Below are 17567 nucleotides of genomic sequence, written 5' to 3'. Positions count from 1 at the left end.
TACGAAAGGACCCCCACGTGAAGTACATCGTCTACGGCGAGAACCGCGTCATGACCGGCGACGCGATCGCGGAGGCGGTGCTCGCGTACGCGGCGGCCCTCGGCCAGAACGGCACGACGGACATCGTCGAGGTGCCGACCGCGGACGAGGACGGCGTGGCGGTGACGGCCGAGCTGCTGCTCGGCCCGGCGAGCCAGGTCATGGTCGAGGTCGCCCCCGAGGACGCCCTGCAGCCCGAGGACGACGCCCTCGTGGCCGAGCTCGTCCGGCGCACCGCGGCCGTGGGCGGGGCGCGCTTCGTCGACGCCGCCTCGGGCCACTCGCAGGACGAGGAGGACACGCACGGCACTCCGGCGCCCGGCCCGAACGACCCCTTCCCGACGAGGTCGCGGCCCGCCGAGGGCTGAGCGACAGCTGGGTCGGAGGTCTCGAGCAACCGGCGGGGTGGTGCCGGTGGAGTCGCGGGTCAGCAGCGAGGATCGTCACGACGCACCCGCGCCGCCCCGCCCAGCCAGGAGGCACCATGACCACCCCCACCCGCGCCCTCGTCGTCGTCGACGTCCAGCAGGAGTACTTCGACGGCCCCCTCGAGATCCAGCACCCGCCCGTCGCCGACTCGCTGGAGCGGATCGGGGCGGCGATCGACGCCGCCACCGACGCCGGGGCCCTGGTCGTCGTCGTGCAGCACACCGCCGGCGAGGGCGCTCCGGTGTTCGACCCGAGCACGGACCGCTTCGCGCTGCACCCCGAGGTCGAGCGGCGTCGGCGGGACGACTGGCACGCCGTCACGAAGCAGTACAGCTCCGTGTTCGCGCACACGGACCTCCTGGGCGTCCTCCGCGACTCCGAGATCGACACCGTCACCCTGGTCGGCTACATGACCAACAACTGCATCGTCGCGTCGGCCGCCGACGCCGAGGCGCACGGCGTCGCCGTGGAGGTCCTCTCCGACGCGACGGGGGCGATCAGCATCGCGAACGCCGCCGGCACCGTCGACGCCGAGACCGTGCACACGACCCTGATGGCGCTGCTGCACTCGAACTTCGCCGTCGTCGCGACGACGGACGCGTGGACGGCCGCCCTCGGTGCCGGCCAGCCGCTGGAGAAGAGCGACCTCGCGACGTCGGGCGCCGCGGGCGCGCAGGCCGCCGCGGCGCGCTGACGGGTGTCAGGCGGAGCACGAGTCCCGTGCCCGAGCCGTCAGGCCGAGATCAGGGCGCGTCCGGAGAGACGACCCTGAGGAGCTCCTCCAGACCGACGAAGTCGGAAGGGTTCGCGGTCACCAGGTCCGCACCGTGCGCGACGGCGGTGGCCGCGATCATCAGGTCGAGGATCCGCCCCCTCGACTCGCGACCAGCGGAGTGCGTCAGCTCGACCAGGCTCTGGAAGGACGCCGCCACTGCGTCGTCGAAGGGAAGGCCAGCGCCGAGCGCGAGACGGAGGTGCTGGTACTGGTTCTCGAATCGGAGGGCCTTCGCCGCGTCGCCCCGGCCCCGGTAGATGCCGATGCCCCGCCGGATCTCCCCCCACGTCACCGCGGAGACCTTGACGTCGTCGTACTCGGCGGGGACGGGGTGACGGGCGAGGAGGACGTTGGTGTCGAGGACCGCCCTCACAGGTCCGCTCCCGCCTCCGAGCGCCGAGCGACCTCGACGAGCTCTGCGAGCTCGTCGAGGTCGCTGGCCGCCGCGCTCAGCGCCGCCGCGACCTCGTCACGGTTGTGCATCCAACGCTCGTCGTCCCGGACCGGTACGACCCTGGCGACGGCACGCCCGTTGCTCGTCAAGACGTACTGATCGCCGTTCTGGACATCGGTGATCATCTCGGCGGAGTTGCGACGGAGGTCCCCGACTTTGATCGTCTTCAGCATCCCCCCATGGTGCCTTCGTCGTAGGCAAATGTCTACGAACGGATCGTCACCTGTGGACAGGGATGGCATCTGCGATCCGGGGAGGGCGCCGGCGCATGGCCCGTCCGGTCGCAGATCGGTGACCGGACGCCGGTGCGCGGAGCGCCACCGGCACGCCGCCGGCAGGCGGCCAGACGAGCACCGAGGACGAGAAAAGCCCCTGCAGTGTAGGGCAGGGGCTCTTCTCGATCTCGTGCGCCTGGAGGGACTCGAACCCCCAACCTTCTGATCCGTAGTCAGATGCTCTATCCGTTGAGCTACAGGCGCATTTCTCCGGCCGAACGGCCAGAGGAAACCATACACGAGCTCGGGCCCGCTCGCCAATCGAGGCGACCGGGCCCGGCTCGGGGCGGGCTACGGAGCGCGCGGCCCCTCGTCGTCGTCCTTGCGCTCGCCGAGCAGCCTGTCGACGTCGTCGGAGTCGACGGTGCCGCTGCGGTCCATCACGTCGCCGGTCGCGTCGCGCCCGTTGAGGTGGGCGGTGCCGCGCTCGGCGCCCTCGTCGGTCTCGACGTCGCCGTGGTTCTCGGTGCTGCCGGCGACGGGCACCCGGGTGCGGTCGCCGAACTCGGCGGTCTCGTCGGTGACGCCGCCCTGGTGCGGCTCGTTCGTGTTGGTGCCGGTCATGGCGTGCCTCCTGTGGCTCGGGTCATGTGAGGTCGAGTCTGCTCCCTCGACTGCCGCCCGTCTCAGACAAGGGCCCGTCATGCACAAGGGGCATTGCGCAACACTTCTTGCGCATCTAAGGTCGAGCCCATGACCTCTCGCTTGCCCGACCGTCGTGCCGAGCTCACCGACGCCGCCTCGCTGCGTGCTCTGGCGCACCCCACTCGGCTGCGCCTCCTCGGGCTCCTCCGCGAGCGAGGCCCGCAGACCGCCGCCCTCCTCGCCGACGTCGTCGACGAGGCCCCCGGCACCCTCAGCTACCACCTCGGCAAGCTCGCCGCCGTCGGCCTGATCGAGCAGGCCGACGCTCAGGGGCCCGACCGCCGCGAACGCTGGTGGCGGGCCACGAGCGACCTGACCGCGTGGGAGCCGGCCGACATGCTCGACGACCCTGAGCGGGCCGCCGCGTCCACCGCGTTCCAGCGCTCGATCGCGCAGGTGCTCGCAGCGCAGTACGGGCGCTACCTCGACGAGGCGCCGTCCCTCCCCCGCGAGTGGGTCGCCGCGGCCGCGCTCGGCGACCGCACCCTCCGGCTCACCGTCGACGAGCTCGCCTCACTGCGCGACGAGCTCGAGGGGCTCACCGAGAGGTGGCTCGACGTCTCCGCCGCCCACGAGCCCGACGACCCCGCGGTCGAGCACGTCACCTGGGCACACCAGGCGTACCGGCGGCCCACGGCGCCGTGACGGAGCCGAGGGTCCCCGCCGGCGTCTCGGGGCCCGAAGCTGCCGACGGAGGCACCGGGGAGGCAGCGCACACCGCGCCCCACGGCCGCCCCCGCACGGCCCTGACCGCCCTCCTGGCCGCCCACGCCGTCAGCCAGACGGGCAACGTGGTCACCTCGTTCGCCGTCCCCTTCTACGTGCTCGGCACCGGCGGCAGCGGGGTCGAGGTCGGCGTGGCCGCCGTCGCCGCGACCCTCCCCGTCGTCGTCGGCGGGCCGCTGGGCGGCGTCGTCGCCGACCGCGTCGGTCACCGCCGGAGCGCCGTGGTCGCCGACGTCGTCAGCGGCGTCACGGTGCTGGCCGTGCCCGCCCTCGCCGTGACGGTCGGCCTGCCGTTCTGGGCCCTGCTCGCCCTCGTCTTCGTCAGCGGCCTGTTCGACGCCCCGGGGCAGACCGCTCGCCGCGTCATGCTGCCGTCCCTCTCCAGGGCGGCCGGGGTGCGCCTCGAACGGAGCGTGGGGTTCCTCGACGGCTCGGAGCGGCTGGCGAAGCTCGTCGGCGCCACGCTCGCGGGCCTGCTGGTCGCCCTGCTCGGGCCCCTCGGCACGCTCGTCGTCGACGCGGCGTCGTTCGCGGTGTCGGCGCTGCTGACGCTGCTGCTGGTGCCGCGAGCGGCGGCGGGGTCGCGGGCCGGCTCGTCGACGGCGGGTGCGGCAGGCCAGACGGACGCGAACCGTGCCTCCTTCTGGAGCGACCTCGCGGAGGGGGCCCGGTTCGTCGCCCGCGACCGGCTGATGCGCCTCGTGGTCGCCCTGGTGCTGGTGACGAACCTGCTCGACGCCGCCCGCAGCTCGACGCTGCTGCCGATCTACGCCGACGACCGGCTGGGCGGCGCCGCCGCGCTCGGGCTGATCGTCGCGGTGATGGGCGGCTGCGCCCTCGTGGGCAGCGTGGGCTTCGGCCTGGTGGCCCACCGCGTTCGCCGTCGCGTGACGTTCGCGGTCTGCTTCGCCCTCGCGGGCGGCCCCTCGTCGGCCGCGTTCGCGCTCGACCTGCCGCTGGCGTGGCTCGTCGCGGCCACGGCGGTCTCCGGGCTGGCCGCGGGCGCGATCAACCCCATCCTGGGCGCGGTGGAGCTGGAGCGCGTGCCCGAGCACCTGCGGGCCCGGGTCTTCGGGCTGATCACGGCCGGGGCGTGGGCAGGGGTGCCGCTCGGTGCACTGCTCGGGGGCGTCGCCGCCGACACGGTCGGCCTCGCCGTGGCGTTCGGCGTCGTCGCCGCCGTCTACGTCGTCGTCACGCTCTCTCCCCTGACGGGAGGCGCGTGGCGGGAGATGGAGCGCGCCCCGGCAGCCTGTGAGTCCGCCCGCACTCCGGGCTCTGGGAGGTCGGTGTGAGGCTGCTTCCAGGGGCGGTGTTGTTCCATGGTCCCGTGACCGCATCGACCACCGCCCGAGCCAGCACGGCCGTCCGCCGTCGCGTGGCCCACCGGTGGATGCTGACCTCGGGCCTCTCGGCCGCGGGCCTCGTCGGCGTGTACGTCGTCGCTGTCCTGACGCCGACCGGCCAGGCGATGGAGGACAGCATCCTCCGCTCGGTCGACGGCGACACGCTGCTGCAGTCCGGCTCGGCCCTCGACGCCATCTCGCCCTCGGCCCTGATGCTGGTCGTCGGCGTGACGATGCTCGTCGCGTTCGCGCGCCGTCGCCCCGGGGCCGCGCTCCAGGCCGGCGCCCTCGTCATCGGCGCCACGGTGACCACGCAGGTGCTCAAGATCGTCGTGCCGCGTCCCGAGCTCACCGGCGACGTGTACGCCAACAGCTTCCCGAGCGGCCACACCACGGTCGCCGTCGCGGCCATGTTCGCCGTGCTCACCGCCTTCGGGCGTCGCTCGCGGCCCGTCGTGTACGTGGTGGCGACCGCCTTCGCGGCGATCGTCGCCGAGCAGACCGTCGCCTACGGCTGGCACCGCTGCAGCGACGTGGTCGGCGCCTGCGCGGTGGCGCTGCTCTGGCTGGGCGTCGTCCGCGGCGTCGCCGCCCGCTACACGGGCGACCGTCGGGGCCGTGACGAGTCCGTCGGCTCCAAGGCGCACGGAGTCACGTCGGGCGTCCTGGGCCTCGCCCTCGTCGTCTGCCTGGCCGCGTCGGGAGCGACCTGGGGCATCGGCATCGGCAGCGACATGAGCGTCACCACGTCGACCGGTGACGGGGTGCTGATGGGCGCCCGCCTCGCCGCGGCCGGGGTCGTGCTGGTCACGGGCTGGCTGGCCTGGAAGCTCGACCGCCGGCTCTGAGCCGCGCCCCCTCACGACGCGCAGACCCCGCTGCGGCGCGTGCCGAGCGGGGCCTGGAGGTGCGACGAGCAGCGGTCAGCGGCGAGCGCCGCGACGACCCGAGACCGACACCCAGATCACGAGCACGACGATCGCGCCGATGATCGAGCCGATGATGCCGGCGGGCTGGAAGAAGCCGTCGGTCGGGTCGTGCTGGAAGAGCAGGAAGCCGAGCAGCCCGCCGACGAACGAGCCGACGACGCCGAGCACGATCGTGGCGACGATCGAGAGGTTCTGCTTCCCGGGGACGACGGCGCGGGCGATGAAGCCGGCGACCAGGCCGATGACGAGCAGGCTGACGATGAGACCGAGCATGGTGTTCTCCTTCTAGGGGGGCGGCGACCGGCACCGTCGGTGCCGTGCTGTCGCCGTGTCACAGCAGACCACCCCTGAAGGTGTGGCGGCACACCCCTCGGGGTGGGATGGTGAGCCCATGACCACCGCGGAGCTGCCCGTCCAGACCAGCTACATCACCGTCGCCCTCGTCGACGACTACGACGTCGTGCTGACCGGCCTCGCCCACATGTTCGACCAGTACCGCGACCGCGTGACGGTCGCCGAGATCGACGCGACCACCTCGCTCTCCGACAGCGTCGACATCGTGCTCTACGACTCGTTCGCGCAGCCCGAGTCCGACCACCACGAGCTCGCGGCCCTCGTCGCGAACCCCTCCGCGCGGCGCGTCGTCGTCTACACCTGGAACTTCCACCCCGAGCTGGTGGAGTCGGCCCTCGCGCAGGGCGTGCACGGCTACCTCTCCAAGACCCTCGGGGCCCGCGAGCTCGTCGAGGCGCTCGAGGCCGTCCACCGCGGGGAGCTCGTCGTCAGCGACGTCCGGCACCGGGCGCCCAGCGCGCCGGGCCTCGACTGGCCGGGCAAGAAGGAGGGCATCACCGACCGCGAGAGCGAGATCCTCGCCCTCATCACCCAGGGCAAGAGCAACGCCGAGGTCGCCGCGCTCACGTACCTCAGCCCCAACACGGTCAAGTCGTACATCCGCTCGGTGTACCGCCGCATCGGCGCGACGAGCCGCACCCAGGCGGTGCTCTGGGGCGTGCAGAACGGGTTCACGCCCGACCACCACCGCATCGACCACTGGCTCGGCGGGCCCTGAGGCCGGCGGCGCGGCACGGGAGGGTGCGGCGCGGGAGGGCACGAGCGCGGAGCACAGCGCAGGAGGCGCGGGCCGGGCTGGTGCCCGACCCGCGCCTCCCTGAGGTGGTGCCGTCCGCTACTCGGCGGCGCGCCCCCGTCGGCGGGCGACGAGCGCCCCGCCGAGCGTGAGCAGCGCGAGCGCCGCGGTGAGCGCGACGCCGAGCGCCGGGCCCGAGCCGGTCATCGCGAGGCGGCGGGCCTCGGCGCGGGCGGCGGTGTCGGTCGCGCCCCCTCCGGCTCCGGTCCCGGCACCCGCTCCGGTGCCGGTGCCGGCACCCGCTCCGGTCCCGGGGGCCGTGCCGCCGGGCGTGCCGGGCGTGCCGGGCGTCCCGGCGCCGGGGTCGGTGCCGTCCACGGGCGGGTCGACCGGTGCGGCGAGCACCGTGACGCCGTCGCTCGTGACGGGCTCCGAGTCGGCGAAGCCGGCCGCGCGGGCGGTGACCCGCACGCTCAGCACCCGGCCCTCCGACCCGGCCGGCACGACGAAGGTCGCGCTCTCGACCGGTGCGGCGGCGCGGGTCGCGGGCTCGTCGCCGGGCGCCGCGGCCGGGGCCACGGGCTCGCCGTCGAGCAGCCACTCGGCCGTCAGCTCGGCCTCGCCCGGGTCGGCGACCGCGACGACGCGCAGCTCCGACCCGACGCGCGCCTCGCCGGTGACGACGACGGAGCCCAGCGCGACCTGGCGCGTCACGTCGACCGTGTAGGTCGTCGTGGTCGTGCCGTCGGGCGAGGTGACCGTCACCGTGGCGACGCCGTCGGTGGCCTCCGACGCCTGCTCGACGGCCACGTCGGCCGTCGTGTCGGTGGCGATCGCGGAGACGAGCGGCCAGCGCTCGCCCCGCACCGTCGCCGTGTAGGCCGACGTGGCGGGGTCGAAGCCCTCGACCTCGACGCCGTCGAGGCGCAGGGTCGCGGCCGTGCTCACCGACGAGTCGGAGGCGACCGGCTCGAAGAGCTGCACCTCGCTCACGGTGAGGTGCGTGTTCGCGTAGGCGTCCATCACGACGCGGACGCCCGAGGTGGTCACCGTCGGGAACTCCGCCGTCACGACGGGGGCACCGGCGGTCGGCACCGCGACGGGCTGCGGCGTCTCGTAGCCCGGCAGCGGCTGCCAGCTGCCGTCGGCCGCCCGCTGCTGCAGCTGGATCGTCTGGGCCCAGCTGGTGGCCGAGCCGTCCGGGTAGAACTGCACGGTCACCTGCGAGACGTCGCGGGGAGCGTCGAACGAGTACTGCAGCCAGCTCTGCGCGGGCTTGCCCGACGACACCCAGTTCGACCAGCCCTTGTCGCCCGACACCCCGTTGCGGGTGCGGTCGGCGGGGTAGCCCGACTCGGTCGACGAGGCCGTGGCCGCGACTCCCTGGTCGGGGGCGAAGTTGCGCAGGGTCGCCGTGGTGACGATCAGCGAGACCTCGGCGGGCAGCTCGCCGCCGTCGACCGTCGCCGTGCCGGCCAGCGTCACGACGCCGGGCTGGGCGAGGTCGCCGGCCGTGAGGGTCGACGAGCCCCAGGTGACGGGCACGTCGAAGGTCTGCTCCGAGGCGCCGACCCGGGCGGGCACGGTCTCGGGCAGGGCCGCGACGACCCCGTCGACCGCGCTGCCCACCGCGACGGTGAGCGACACGGGGTCGGTGACGGTCAGGCCTCCGACGTCGACGAGCGCCGTGACCGCGAACTCGCGGCCGAACACGTCGGTGGCGGTGCCGCCGACCTCGACGCGGCCGGGCGTCTGCCAGGCCGCGGCGTCGACCGCGCCCCAGACGACGCTCGCCGCGGCGCCGGAGCCCCACGAGTAGCCGGCCACGACCGTGGCGGGGAGCGCCGGAGGCACGCCCACGTCGGTCCGGAGCGCGACGGTCTGCCCGACGGCCGGCTCCAGGTCGCGGACGACCCAGCGCTGGTTCGCGCCGCCGTTGGAGCCGTAGACGCCGACGCCCGCGCCCTCTGCGGAGGACTGTCCGTTCACGTCCAGCGACTGCGCGACTCCCTCGCCGACCAGCGAGAAGGTCGATCCGTCGGTCGTGGTGACCCACCAGCGCGAGGCGGGGTCGCCGGCCGCGGTGGCCTCGTCGACGCTCCTCAGCTCGGTGCCGCGGGAGGTCGCCGCGAGGTAGCGGCCGTCGGCGGCGCGGAGGGTGACCCGGCGCTCGTCGCCGGACTCGGTGGGCACGGTGCGGGCCGTCCAGGACTGCCGCGCCGCCGCCTCCGTCGTGGTCGCCGACGAGGCGAGGGTCGTGGCCGCACCGGTGCCGGTGCCCGTGCTGAGGGCCTTGCCGCTCTGCACGCCGACGAACTGGTAGTCGTGGCCGTCGAGCACCGCGGGGGCGTCGGCGGCGACGCCGGAGACGCCGGAGACCTCGAAGGTGGTGACCGACTTCGCCGGCACCGTCAGGGTCGCGGTGCCGCGGGCGACGTCGACGGCCACCGGGGCGCCGGGGACGACGCCGGTCGACGTGACCTCGGCGCCCTCGGGAGCCTCGGTGGTCGTGTACGGCGTGACGGCCGCGCCGTCGGCGATCGCGCCGAAGCGCGACAGGTCGAGCGTGACGGTGCGGGGGGCGTCGGTCGTGTTGCGGTGCACGAGCGTGGCGCCGTCACCGTCGGGGCGCACGGCCGCGGTGGTGTCGACGTCGTCGACGGCGACCAGGCGGTCGCCCTCCTGGATGAACTTCGTGAAGTTGCGGAGCGCCGAGAACTTGGAGTTCACCTTCACCGAGCAGGGCTCGACGGCGGTGGAGTCGCCCCCCGCGTCGGCGACGCGGCGCTCGCTCTTCCAGACCTCGACGCCGCCCTCGGTGAAGGGCACGCAGTCGAGGTCGATGAACATCGAGCCCCAGTTGAGGTCCTCGCCCTGCGGCTCCATGTTGTAGAGGTCCTCGACGGGCTGCCAGAGCACCCAGGCGTCGGGCTCGAGCTCGCGGAGGTCGTCCGCCACGCGGCCGGCCATGCCGAGGCCGTTCTCGATGTTCGACGGATCCCAGCCGTTGACCCAGCTGCCCTCGATCTCGCTCATCCAGAGCGGCGAGTCCGCCTGCTTCGCGAGGTCGCGGACGGTCAGGCGGCCGCTGGTGCCGTAGGTGTGGACGTTCATGCGCCCGACCGCGTCCCGCGCCTCCTGGGGGTAGGCCGCCCAGTTGGTCGCGAAGATGCCGGGGTTGGTCTCGTCCATCGCCGCGATCATCGCGTCGGTGGTCGTGCCGGGCTCGGCGAGCTCGGCCTGCAGGTCGGCGATCATGCGCACCTGCTGGTCGGGCGAGACGTGCATGCCCTCCTGGCGCCCGGTCGGCTGGCCGTTCCGGATCGTCGTGCCCCAGTAGTTCGTGTTCGGCTCGTTGAACGGGTCGATCGACTCGACCTCGATGCCCGAGGCCTGCTCGAGCTGCTCGGTGACCCGCGTGAGGTACGTGATGAAGTCGGCCTCGGAGGCCGTCTTCAGCTGCTGCGCCGTCGAGTCGAACCCGCCCGACACGTAGCCGCTCTCGGTCATGAAGTACGGCGCGGAGTTCGCGAACGTCTCCCAGTGCGTGATCTGGTCGTCGGCCGCGAGGCGGTCGACCCACCAGCGCTGCGTGGCGTCGGCGTCGAGGTCGTACTGCGACAGGTCGTCAGGGTCGAAGGCCTGGCGCACGGCCTCGCGGTCCGCGTACGCGGTGGAGGCGCCCCCGTAGGTGCCCTCGCTGCCGTCGGCGTCGGGCGCCCACCAGCCGTCGACCGCTCCGCCCGCGCGGAGGTAGTCGACGACGTCGGTCGCGTTGCCGCCGCCGATGTTGTACCGGGCGATGTTGAGGTCGAGCCCCTCCTCGCCGAAGACGGCCTGGTAGAGGTCCTCGCGGAGCTCCTCCGGGTAGCCGCCCGTGGCGTTGGCGAACCAGACGAGGCTGGTGCCCCAGCCCTGGAACGGGTCGCCCGCGTACCAGGGGTTCGGCGTGATGGTCACCCCCTCGGCGGTCGCCGCGGCCGCTGCGGTGTCGGCGGGCGGGAGCCCGGTGACCAGCCCCACGGCCGCGAGCGCCGTGACGCTCGCCCCCGCGAGTGCTCGTCGTACTACAGATCGTGATCGTCGCATCGTCATCGATGCAGCCCCTCTGTCGTGCTGACGGTCGCCCCTGACGGCGACCGGGCGGTCGTCGTCGACCCCCGAACGGGAGCGTACGGTGTTTGCGCAAACATCGGAAGGGGCGGCGTCCGATCTGCGCACCGTGCAGCGCGTTCCGCCGTCCGGCACCCTGTTCTCGCCCACGAACCCCGCCGCGGCGGGGTGCGTGTGCGAGGACGGGGTGCCTCCCGATCCCGCAGCGGACGACGGCGGACGAGAGGGGGCGACGTGGCGGGTCGACGACCGCCCGGCTCAGAGCCCGCCGGTGCCGAGCAGCAGCCCGAGGAGGTACGTCGCCCCGGCCGCGCCGTAGCCGATCGCGAGCTGGCGCAGCGCGCGCCGGAGCGGGCTCGCCCCGGAGAGCAGCCCCACCACGGCGCCCGTGCCGAGCAGCGCGAGCCCGACGAGCACGGCGGCGACGACGACGGCGACGAGCCCCTGCAGCCCGAACAGGTAAGGCAGCACGGCGATCACCGCCCCGGACGCGAAGAAGCAGAAGCTCGAGCCGGCCGCGCCGAGGGCGGTGCCGAGGGTCTCGTGCTCGACCGGGGCGGGCGTCGCGGCCTCCTCTGGGGCGCGGGAGGCGCCTCCTGCGCCCCCGGCACCGCCCGCCTCGGCCGCGTCGCCGGGCAGGGCGTCGGCCGTGTCGGCCCCGTCGCCCGTCGGCTCGGCCCGGCGGGTCGTCGCGACGGCCTCGCCCGGCAGCCGGAACGGCGACGTCACGGGCGTGACGGCGCGCAGCACGTCGCGCGCCCGCGCCTCCGCGTCGGCCGGCGACATGCCCCGTGCCCGGTAGACCAGCGCGAGCTCGTTCGCGTCGACGTCGAGGTCGGGCAGCACGCTCCGCGCCGCCGCGTCGGGGGTCGACGCGTCGAGCAGCTCGCGCTGCGACCGCACCGAGACGTACTCGCCGGCCCCCATCGACAGGGCCCCGGCGAGCAGGCCCGCGAGGCCGGTGGCGAGCACGACCCGGTTCGGCACCCCCGAGGCGCTGATGCCGAGCACGAGCGCGAGGTTGCTCACGAGCCCGTCGTTCGCCCCGAAGACCGCGGCCCGGAACGACCCCGAGAGGCGGTTGCGCCCTCGCTCCGCGAGCCCCCGCACGACCTCGCCGTGGATGCGCTCGTCGGCCGCCATCGCGTCGGTCGCGTCGGCGTCGGTCGCGTACGGCGACCGTGCCTCGGCGCTCTGCACGAGGGCCAGCACGAAGATCGAGCCGAAGCGGCGGGCCAGCAGGCCGAGCACCCGGGTGCGGAGGTCGGTGCGCACCGGCCGCCCGACGTCGTCGCCGAGCAGATCGAGCCAGTGCTGCGCGTGCCGCGCCTCGGCGTCGGCGAGGGCGACGAGGATGGCGCGCTCCTCGCCGGTGCGGCGACGGGCGAGGTCGCGGTAGGTGGCCTCCTCGGCGCGCTCGTCGGCGAGGTAGCGGCGCCAGCGGCGGAGGTCGCTCGTGTCGGTCATGGCCTCATCGTGCCTCCTCCGGCCCGCCCGCGCGTGCCGACCCGTCACGGAGCGCTGCTCGGACCCGCGGGAGGCGCGCCCCACGACCTCCGGACCGGCCGCGGGGCCGGGAGGCAGGCCCGAGCGCCGGGGGTGACCGGCCGACGACGCGACTAGCGTGACCGGGGTGACCCGTGCCTCCGCCGACTCCCCCGCCGGGCCCGCCGGAGCCGCCGGGCCCGCCGCGGCCGCCCCGCGCTACCTCGGGGTCGACCTCGCCTGGCGCGACTCGACGCCCGGGCGACCCGCGAACGAGACCGGCCTCGCCGTCCTCGCCGCCGACGGCACCGTGCTCGACGCAGGCTGGGCGCGCGGCGTCGACGCCGTCGAGGAGTGGGTGCTGCGCTGGGCGACCCCCGGCTCGGTGGTCGCGATCGACGCGCCGGTCCTCGTGCCGAACGCGACCGGCATGCGCGCGAGCGAGCGCGAGGTCTCGCGGTCGTACGGCCGGTGGCACGTGGCGGCGAACGCGAGCAGCGCCTCCCTGCCCTGGCTCGGCGGTCGAGACCTCGGCGAGCGCCTCGAGCGCGCCGGCCTCGTGCTCGACGACGGCGTGCAGCTCGTGCCCGAGGGCCGCACCAGCTACTTCGAGTGCTACCCGTACACGACGCTCGTGGGGGCGGCCGAGCTCGGCTACGACGAGCGGCGGCCGCGCTACAAGCGGCCCGACACGACGCTCCCGCCGGAGGCGCGGCGCGAGGCCCGAGCAGCGGTCTGCGACGACCTGCTGCGTCGGCTGGGCACGCTCTCGGCCGCCTCCCCGGCGCTGCAGCTGCGCTCGCACCCGGTGTCGCGCCTCCTGCTCGACGAGCCGTCGCCGCTCGTCGACCGGGCCTACAAGCACCGTGAGGACCTGCTCGACGCCCTCGTCTGCGCGTGGACGGCGTCGCTGCGGGCACAGGCCCCGGGTCGGCTGCAGGTGCTCGGGCACGCGACCGAGCCGGATGCGCGGGGGCGTCGCGCCACGATCCTCACGCCGTGCCGCGACGAGCAGCGTCGGCAGCCCGCGCCGCAGCCGCTGCGGGGGCACCCGGTCGCCGCGGCGGCCGCGCCGAGCACCCCGTCCGGGCCGCGGGGCGGCGTCACCGTGCGGCCCACGACGGCGGACGACTGGCGGGAGGTGCGCGACCTCCGGCTCGAGATGCTCGCCGACACCCCGCGGGCGTTCGGCGAGACGCTGGCCGCCGCACAGCCCCTCGACGAGCAGGCCTGGCGGCTGCGGGCGGCACGGGGCACCTCGGCGACCGGGGTCTTCCTGGCCGCGGTCGACGAGGCCGACGGCCGCTGGCTCGGCACGATGGGCGGGTACCTGCCCGAGCCCGGGCACCCCGTGCTCGTCGGCGTCTACGTGACGCCGACGTCGCGGGGCGCCGTCGCCGGGGTGGCCGACGCGCTGCTCGACGGCGTCGTCGAGTGGGCGAGGGGGCACGGCGACGCGCTGTTCCTGCAGGTGCACGAAGCCAACGACCGGGCGATCGCGTTCTACCGTCGCCGCGGCTTCGCCCCGACCGGCGCGACCTCGCCCTACCCCCTCGACCCGACCGCCCTCGAGCGGGAGCTGCGCCTGCCGCTACAGTGAGCCCGACGACGCCCGGCGGGGGCGTCGCGACAGCCGGACCGGGGGGCCACGATGGCCGAGAGCAGCTACGACTACTTCTTCAGCGGGCCGCACGACGCGGCGCGGCACCTGATCGACTCGACGGTGCAGGCCCAGGGCTTCGCCCTCGAGGCGATGCCGAACGGCACGACCAAGGCCGTCCGCGGCAACCTCGCGACGACGCTGCTGTTCGGCGGGCTGGCCGGCAAGGGGTTCCACGTCACGCTCTGGCTCGCGTACTTCGTCGACGACCAGGGCCGGCTCGTCGCCCGCATCTCGCGCGACCTCGGCACGGCCGCCGTCAAGGGCGGCGCGATCGGCGCCTCCAAGGCGCACTCGGCCTTCGTCGACGTCGCCACCGCGCTCGGCCACGCCGCCGCGGCGAGCGCCGGCCACGTCGAGGGCGGCACGCCGCAGCGCTGACGGCGGCCGCGTCGTGGGCCCCGCTCCGGCCAGGGCGCGAGACGGCGCCGGGCGCGAGGCGGAACGGGGCCTGACGACCCGAACTCAGCGCCGGGTCGTCGTCACCCGACGTCGCCGTCGACGTACAGCCAGCGCCGGTCGGCCGGGCCGCCCGCGTCGCCCGGCACCCGCTCACGGACGAACCGGCTGACCTCGTGCAGCACCCCGGCGCCGTCGGCCGAGCGGTGGTGCGCCGCGAACTCGACCACGCCGTCGTCGTCGAACGGGCCCCCGGCGCGGGTGCCGAGCACGTCGAGCCGGTACCAGCGGGTGCCGGGGTCGAGCTCGAGGTCGCCCGGCCGGGTCGAGGGGTGCCAGGTCGCGAGCAGCCACGCGTCGTCGTGCAGGGCGAACGCGGTGAAGCGGCTGCGCATGAGGCGCTCGGCGGTCGGGGCGGGCCGCTCGCCGCGGAGCAGCGGGCCGCAGCAGGCCCCGAAGGTCTCGCCGCTCAGGCAGGGGCAGCGGGTGGCGTCGTCCATGGCGACCATCCTGCCGCGTCGGCGACGGCCCGACCACGGCCCGACCCGCGCCTCCCCGACCCGTGCCTCCCCCGCCTCCGGGCTCCCCCGTCCCGGGGCTCCCCGAACTGGGCGTCGCCCGGGAGGCCCCTGTGCTGCCACGCTGGGCGCATGTTCCCCGACGACCGTGCCGCCCGCCCCGTGCACGAGCCCGCGCTCGTGTTCGCGCACGTGCGCGCCCGGCTCGACGGCGCCGCGGCCCTCGACGGCGACCGCACCCGGGCGGGGGCCCTCGCCCGGCGCGCGCACCTGCCCCGGCTCTCCGCGGCGAGGACGGCCCGGACCCTGGCGGCCAACGGCTTCCGCACCGATGCCGGCGACCTCGTGCTCGCCGCCGACCTCAAGCGCGACGGCACGGTGCTGACCGACTTCACCGGCACGATCCTGCTCGAGTCCCTCTCGCTCGGCCGCCGCTTCTACGGCCTCTGGGTCGAGCCGACGGCTCCGACCCCCGACCAGTGGGCGAGCGTCACCGGCATGTTCGACCGGCTCGGCCGCCTGCTCGACGCGCGGCTCTGCCCGGTCGACGAGCTCAGCTCCTAGCCACGCCCCGCCCGCCCGCGGCAGTACGCTCCCCCCATGTACGCCCTGCCCGCGGGAGCACTCCGCCTCGTCCACCTCAGCGACACCCACCTCTCCGGCGACGGCAGCCTGCACCAGGGGGTCGTCGACACGACCGCGGCGCTCGACCGCGTCCTCGCCGAGGCCGACCGGGTCGAGGGGGTGCGGCTGCTCGTGGGCTCGGGCGACCTGTCCGACGACGGCACCCGCGACTCCTACGCCCTGCTGCGCGGGCGCCTCGAGACGTGGGCGGGCCGCCGTGACGCCGCGGTCGTGCTGGCCCCGGGCAACCACGACGTGCGCGAGGGCTTCGGCGCCGTGCTCGGCGACGGGCACGGCGGGCCGGTGCCCGACTCCGTCGAGGTGCCGATCGACGGGGTGACCGACCTCGACGGGTGGCGCGTGGTGACGCTCGACACCTCGGTGCCGCGCGCGGGCTGGGGCTCGCTCCGCCCCGCGCAGCTCGCCTGGCTCGGCGAGCTGCTGGCGACGCCGGCCGAGCGCGGCACCGTGCTCGTGCTGCACCACCCGCCCGTGCCCGCACCGACGACGCTGCACGAGTCGCTGGCGCTGCAGGCCCCGGAGGCGCTGGGCGCGGTGATCGAGGGAACGGACGTCCGCGTCGTCCTGGCCGGGCACTACCACCACCACATCGTCGGGTCGCTGGCCGGGGTGCCCGTGCTCGTGGCGCCGGGCGTGACCAACGAGACCGACGTCGCGGCGCCCCACGGCACCGAGCGGGCGGTGCGGGGCTCGGCCTTCCTCGTCGTCGACGTGCTGGCCGAGGGCCCGGTGCGCTCGACCGTGGTGCGGGCGCACGCCCGCGGCGACGGCGAGGAGGTCTTCGTGCTCGACGAGGAGGCGGTGCGCCGCATCGCCGCGGAGGCCGGCCCGGCCGCTCCGCCGCGCTGAGCACCCGCGCGCCGCCCGCGCGGTGGCGCATCCGGCCCGCGCCGCGCCCAGGCGCCCCGGCGTACGCTCGACGCAGCACCCGGGGGCCGTCGTCGCCCCCGCCCCGGACAGGAAGAGAGCCCGCATGCGCGTGGTCGTCGTCGGAGCCACGGGCAACCTGGGCACCGCCCTGCTGACCCGGCTCCAGGCCGAGCCCGAGGTGACCGAGCTCGCGGGCGTCGCCCGCCGGGCGCCCCGCACCGCCTCGCCGCCCTACGGGGGCGTCGCCTGGTTCTCGATCGACGTCGGCGACGACGTCGCGGTGGCGCAGCTCGCGCACGCCTTCGAGGGCGCCGACGCCGTCGTCCACCTGGGCTGGGCCCTGCAGCCCAGCCACGACCGTGACGGCATGTGGCGCACCAACGTGACCGGCACCTCCCGCGTCCTCGCCGCGGCGGTCCGCGCCGGCGTGCCGCACGTGCTCGCGGCCTCGTCGGTCGGCGCCTACAGCCGCGGCCCCAAGCGCCGCCGCGTCGACGAGACGTACCGGACGAAGGGCGTGCGCCGCTCGAGCTACTCCCGGCAGAAGGCCGCCAACGAGCGCGCGTTCGACGACTTCGAGCGCGAGCACCCGGAGGTGACCCTCACCCGCATGCGCCCCGGCCTGGTCTTCCAGCCGGCCGCCGCGAGCGAGATCGTCGGCCTCTTCCTCGGCCGCTGGGTGCCCACGCGCTGGATGCAGCGCCACCGCCTCCCCTTCCTCCCGCTCGCCCCGCGCTTCGTGTCGCAGGTCGTCCACGCCGACGACGTCGCCGACGCGTTCTGGCGTGCCGTCGACCGACAGGCCGGAGGCGTGTTCAACCTGGCCGCGGAGCCGGTGGTCACCCCGGAGCACGTCGCCGAGGCCTTCGGCACGCGCCTGCTGCCCGTGCCGTACCGGGCGATGCGTGCCCTCGTCTCGGTCACCTGGCTGCTGCGCCTGCAGCCGACGGAGCCGGGCTGGCTCGACATCGCGGCGAAGATCCCGGTCATGTCGACCGACCGTGCGCGCCGCGTGCTCGGCTGGGCGCCGCGGCACAGCTCCGACGCGACGCTCCGCGAGTTCGCCCGCGCGGTCGCCTTCCGCGACTCGCACGACGGCTCGCACCCGCTCAGCGGCTGACGGCGTCGACAGCGGGCTGCTGGCTGGGCACCACCCGGACGCCCGCGGG

The 17567-nt window shown here is 75.3% G+C and carries 18 protein-coding genes and 1 tRNA gene; 11 read left to right on the top strand and 8 right to left on the bottom strand.

Features of this window, described 5'->3' with window-relative positions; translation table 11 throughout:
• The first annotated feature begins 17 nt into the window (after positions 1-17).
• A complete protein-coding gene (locus FHR77_RS00525) occupies positions 18-407 on the top strand; it encodes a hypothetical protein (protein ID WP_056052206.1) in 390 nt (129 codons plus the stop codon).
• 116 nt (positions 408-523) lie between these two features.
• On the top strand, positions 524-1162 hold the full coding sequence (locus tag FHR77_RS00520) for an isochorismatase family protein (RefSeq protein WP_167257970.1): 639 nt from the start codon (positions 524-526) through the stop codon (positions 1160-1162).
• A gap of 49 nt (positions 1163-1211) precedes the next feature.
• On the opposite strand, the gene FHR77_RS00515 is transcribed toward FHR77_RS00520, so the two are convergent.
• The 4 genes from FHR77_RS00515 to FHR77_RS00500 form a co-directional block, all read right to left on the bottom strand.
• Positions 1212-1616, bottom strand: coding sequence for a PIN domain-containing protein (locus tag FHR77_RS00515; protein ID WP_167257968.1), 405 nt, complete (start codon positions 1614-1616; stop codon positions 1212-1214).
• A complete protein-coding gene (locus FHR77_RS00510) occupies positions 1613-1870 on the bottom strand; it encodes a type II toxin-antitoxin system Phd/YefM family antitoxin (protein ID WP_167257966.1) in 258 nt (85 codons plus the stop codon). Before FHR77_RS00510 ends, FHR77_RS00515 begins: the two co-directional genes overlap by 4 nt.
• 233 nt (positions 1871-2103) lie before the next feature.
• A tRNA-Arg gene (locus FHR77_RS00505) sits at positions 2104-2176 on the bottom strand.
• Between the two features lie 87 nt (positions 2177-2263).
• The gene (locus FHR77_RS00500) at positions 2264-2536 is read right to left on the bottom strand and encodes a hypothetical protein (RefSeq protein ID WP_167257964.1); all 273 of its coding nucleotides are present in this window, start codon (positions 2534-2536) and stop codon (positions 2264-2266) included.
• Positions 2537-2665: 129 nt separating this feature from the next.
• On the opposite strand from FHR77_RS00500, the gene FHR77_RS00495 reads away from it, so the two are divergent.
• From FHR77_RS00495 to FHR77_RS00485, 3 genes are read left to right on the top strand one after another with little or no spacing between them, the layout of a single operon-like run.
• Positions 2666-3262, top strand: a complete 597-nt coding sequence (locus FHR77_RS00495) for a winged helix-turn-helix domain-containing protein (RefSeq protein WP_167257962.1) — start codon at positions 2666-2668, stop codon at positions 3260-3262.
• Positions 3259-4638 (top strand): MFS transporter, encoded by a 1380-nt coding sequence (locus FHR77_RS00490; RefSeq protein ID WP_167257960.1) that lies wholly within the window; start codon positions 3259-3261, stop codon positions 4636-4638. The genes FHR77_RS00495 and FHR77_RS00490 overlap by 4 nt, the downstream gene beginning before the upstream one ends.
• 35 nt (positions 4639-4673) lie before the next feature.
• Entirely contained in the window at positions 4674-5537 is an 864-nt protein-coding gene (locus tag FHR77_RS00485) for a phosphatase PAP2 family protein (RefSeq protein ID WP_167257958.1), read from the top strand.
• 75 nt (positions 5538-5612) lie between these two features.
• Here FHR77_RS00485 and FHR77_RS00480 read toward each other — a convergent pair whose 3' ends face one another.
• Positions 5613-5891, bottom strand: a complete 279-nt coding sequence (locus tag FHR77_RS00480) for a GlsB/YeaQ/YmgE family stress response membrane protein (RefSeq protein WP_056052134.1) — start codon at positions 5889-5891, stop codon at positions 5613-5615.
• A 118-nt stretch (positions 5892-6009) separates the two neighbouring features.
• Here FHR77_RS00480 and FHR77_RS00475 point away from each other — a divergent pair, with 118 nt between their 5' ends.
• Positions 6010-6690, top strand: coding sequence for a response regulator transcription factor (locus FHR77_RS00475; protein WP_185231272.1), 681 nt, complete (start codon positions 6010-6012; stop codon positions 6688-6690).
• A 117-nt stretch (positions 6691-6807) separates the two neighbouring features.
• Here FHR77_RS00475 and FHR77_RS00470 read toward each other — a convergent pair whose 3' ends face one another.
• Both FHR77_RS00470 and FHR77_RS00465 read right to left on the bottom strand, forming a co-directional pair.
• The gene (locus FHR77_RS00470) at positions 6808-10803 is read right to left on the bottom strand and encodes an Ig-like domain-containing protein (protein ID WP_208380378.1); all 3996 of its coding nucleotides are present in this window, start codon (positions 10801-10803) and stop codon (positions 6808-6810) included.
• A 276-nt stretch (positions 10804-11079) separates the two neighbouring features.
• The gene (locus FHR77_RS00465; protein WP_167257956.1) at positions 11080-12288 is read right to left on the bottom strand and encodes a VIT1/CCC1 transporter family protein; all 1209 of its coding nucleotides are present in this window, start codon (positions 12286-12288) and stop codon (positions 11080-11082) included.
• 166 nt (positions 12289-12454) lie between these two features.
• Between FHR77_RS00465 and FHR77_RS16495 the strand changes: the two genes are divergently transcribed.
• On the top strand, positions 12455-13906 hold the full coding sequence (locus FHR77_RS16495; protein WP_167257954.1) for a GNAT family N-acetyltransferase: 1452 nt from the start codon (positions 12455-12457) through the stop codon (positions 13904-13906).
• A 51-nt stretch (positions 13907-13957) separates the two neighbouring features.
• Complete coding sequence (locus FHR77_RS00455; RefSeq protein WP_167257952.1) at positions 13958-14347, top strand: hypothetical protein; 390 nt, start codon at positions 13958-13960, stop codon at positions 14345-14347.
• Positions 14348-14448: 101 nt separating this feature from the next.
• On the opposite strand, the gene FHR77_RS00450 is transcribed toward FHR77_RS00455, so the two are convergent.
• Entirely contained in the window at positions 14449-14865 is a 417-nt protein-coding gene (locus FHR77_RS00450) for a YchJ family protein (RefSeq protein ID WP_167257950.1), read from the bottom strand.
• Between the two features lie 150 nt (positions 14866-15015).
• Between FHR77_RS00450 and FHR77_RS00445 the strand changes: the two genes are divergently transcribed.
• The 3 genes from FHR77_RS00445 to FHR77_RS00435 all read left to right on the top strand — a co-directional run bounded on the left by FHR77_RS00445 (position 15016) and on the right by FHR77_RS00435 (position 17518).
• Positions 15016-15447: a hypothetical protein gene (locus tag FHR77_RS00445; protein WP_056052120.1), complete on the top strand. Its 432-nt coding sequence runs from the start codon at positions 15016-15018 to the stop codon at positions 15445-15447.
• A 36-nt stretch (positions 15448-15483) separates the two neighbouring features.
• Positions 15484-16377, top strand: a complete 894-nt coding sequence (locus tag FHR77_RS00440) for a metallophosphoesterase (RefSeq protein ID WP_167257948.1) — start codon at positions 15484-15486, stop codon at positions 16375-16377.
• A 124-nt stretch (positions 16378-16501) separates the two neighbouring features.
• Positions 16502-17518: an NAD-dependent epimerase/dehydratase family protein gene (locus FHR77_RS00435; protein WP_167257946.1), complete on the top strand. Its 1017-nt coding sequence runs from the start codon at positions 16502-16504 to the stop codon at positions 17516-17518.
• Positions 17519-17567 lie beyond the last annotated feature (49 nt).

This window comes from Frigoribacterium endophyticum (assembly GCF_011759585.1).
Lineage (GTDB): Bacteria > Actinomycetota > Actinomycetes > Actinomycetales > Microbacteriaceae > Frigoribacterium > Frigoribacterium endophyticum.
This window is presented reverse-complemented; position numbering and strand designations above follow the sequence as displayed.

Coding starts and splice junctions, on each gene's coding strand:
- FHR77_RS00435 (WP_167257946.1), top strand. CDS start 16,502: ATGCGCGTGGTCGTCGTCGGAGCCACGGGCAACCTGGGCACCGCCCTG.
- FHR77_RS00495 (WP_167257962.1), top strand. CDS start 2,666: ATGACCTCTCGCTTGCCCGACCGTCGTGCCGAGCTCACCGACGCCGCC.
- FHR77_RS00440 (WP_167257948.1), top strand. CDS start 15,484: ATGTACGCCCTGCCCGCGGGAGCACTCCGCCTCGTCCACCTCAGCGAC.
- FHR77_RS00445 (WP_056052120.1), top strand. CDS start 15,016: ATGTTCCCCGACGACCGTGCCGCCCGCCCCGTGCACGAGCCCGCGCTC.
- FHR77_RS00455 (WP_167257952.1), top strand. CDS start 13,958: ATGGCCGAGAGCAGCTACGACTACTTCTTCAGCGGGCCGCACGACGCG.
- FHR77_RS00500 (WP_167257964.1), bottom strand. CDS start 2,536: ATGACCGGCACCAACACGAACGAGCCGCACCAGGGCGGCGTCACCGAC.
- FHR77_RS00520 (WP_167257970.1), top strand. CDS start 524: ATGACCACCCCCACCCGCGCCCTCGTCGTCGTCGACGTCCAGCAGGAG.
- FHR77_RS00475 (WP_185231272.1), top strand. CDS start 6,010: ATGACCACCGCGGAGCTGCCCGTCCAGACCAGCTACATCACCGTCGCC.
- FHR77_RS00450 (WP_167257950.1), bottom strand. CDS start 14,865: ATGGACGACGCCACCCGCTGCCCCTGCCTGAGCGGCGAGACCTTCGGG.
- FHR77_RS00480 (WP_056052134.1), bottom strand. CDS start 5,891: ATGCTCGGTCTCATCGTCAGCCTGCTCGTCATCGGCCTGGTCGCCGGC.
- FHR77_RS00465 (WP_167257956.1), bottom strand. CDS start 12,288: ATGACCGACACGAGCGACCTCCGCCGCTGGCGCCGCTACCTCGCCGAC.
- FHR77_RS00510 (WP_167257966.1), bottom strand. CDS start 1,870: ATGCTGAAGACGATCAAAGTCGGGGACCTCCGTCGCAACTCCGCCGAG.
- FHR77_RS00470 (WP_208380378.1), bottom strand. CDS start 10,803: ATGACGATGCGACGATCACGATCTGTAGTACGACGAGCACTCGCGGGG.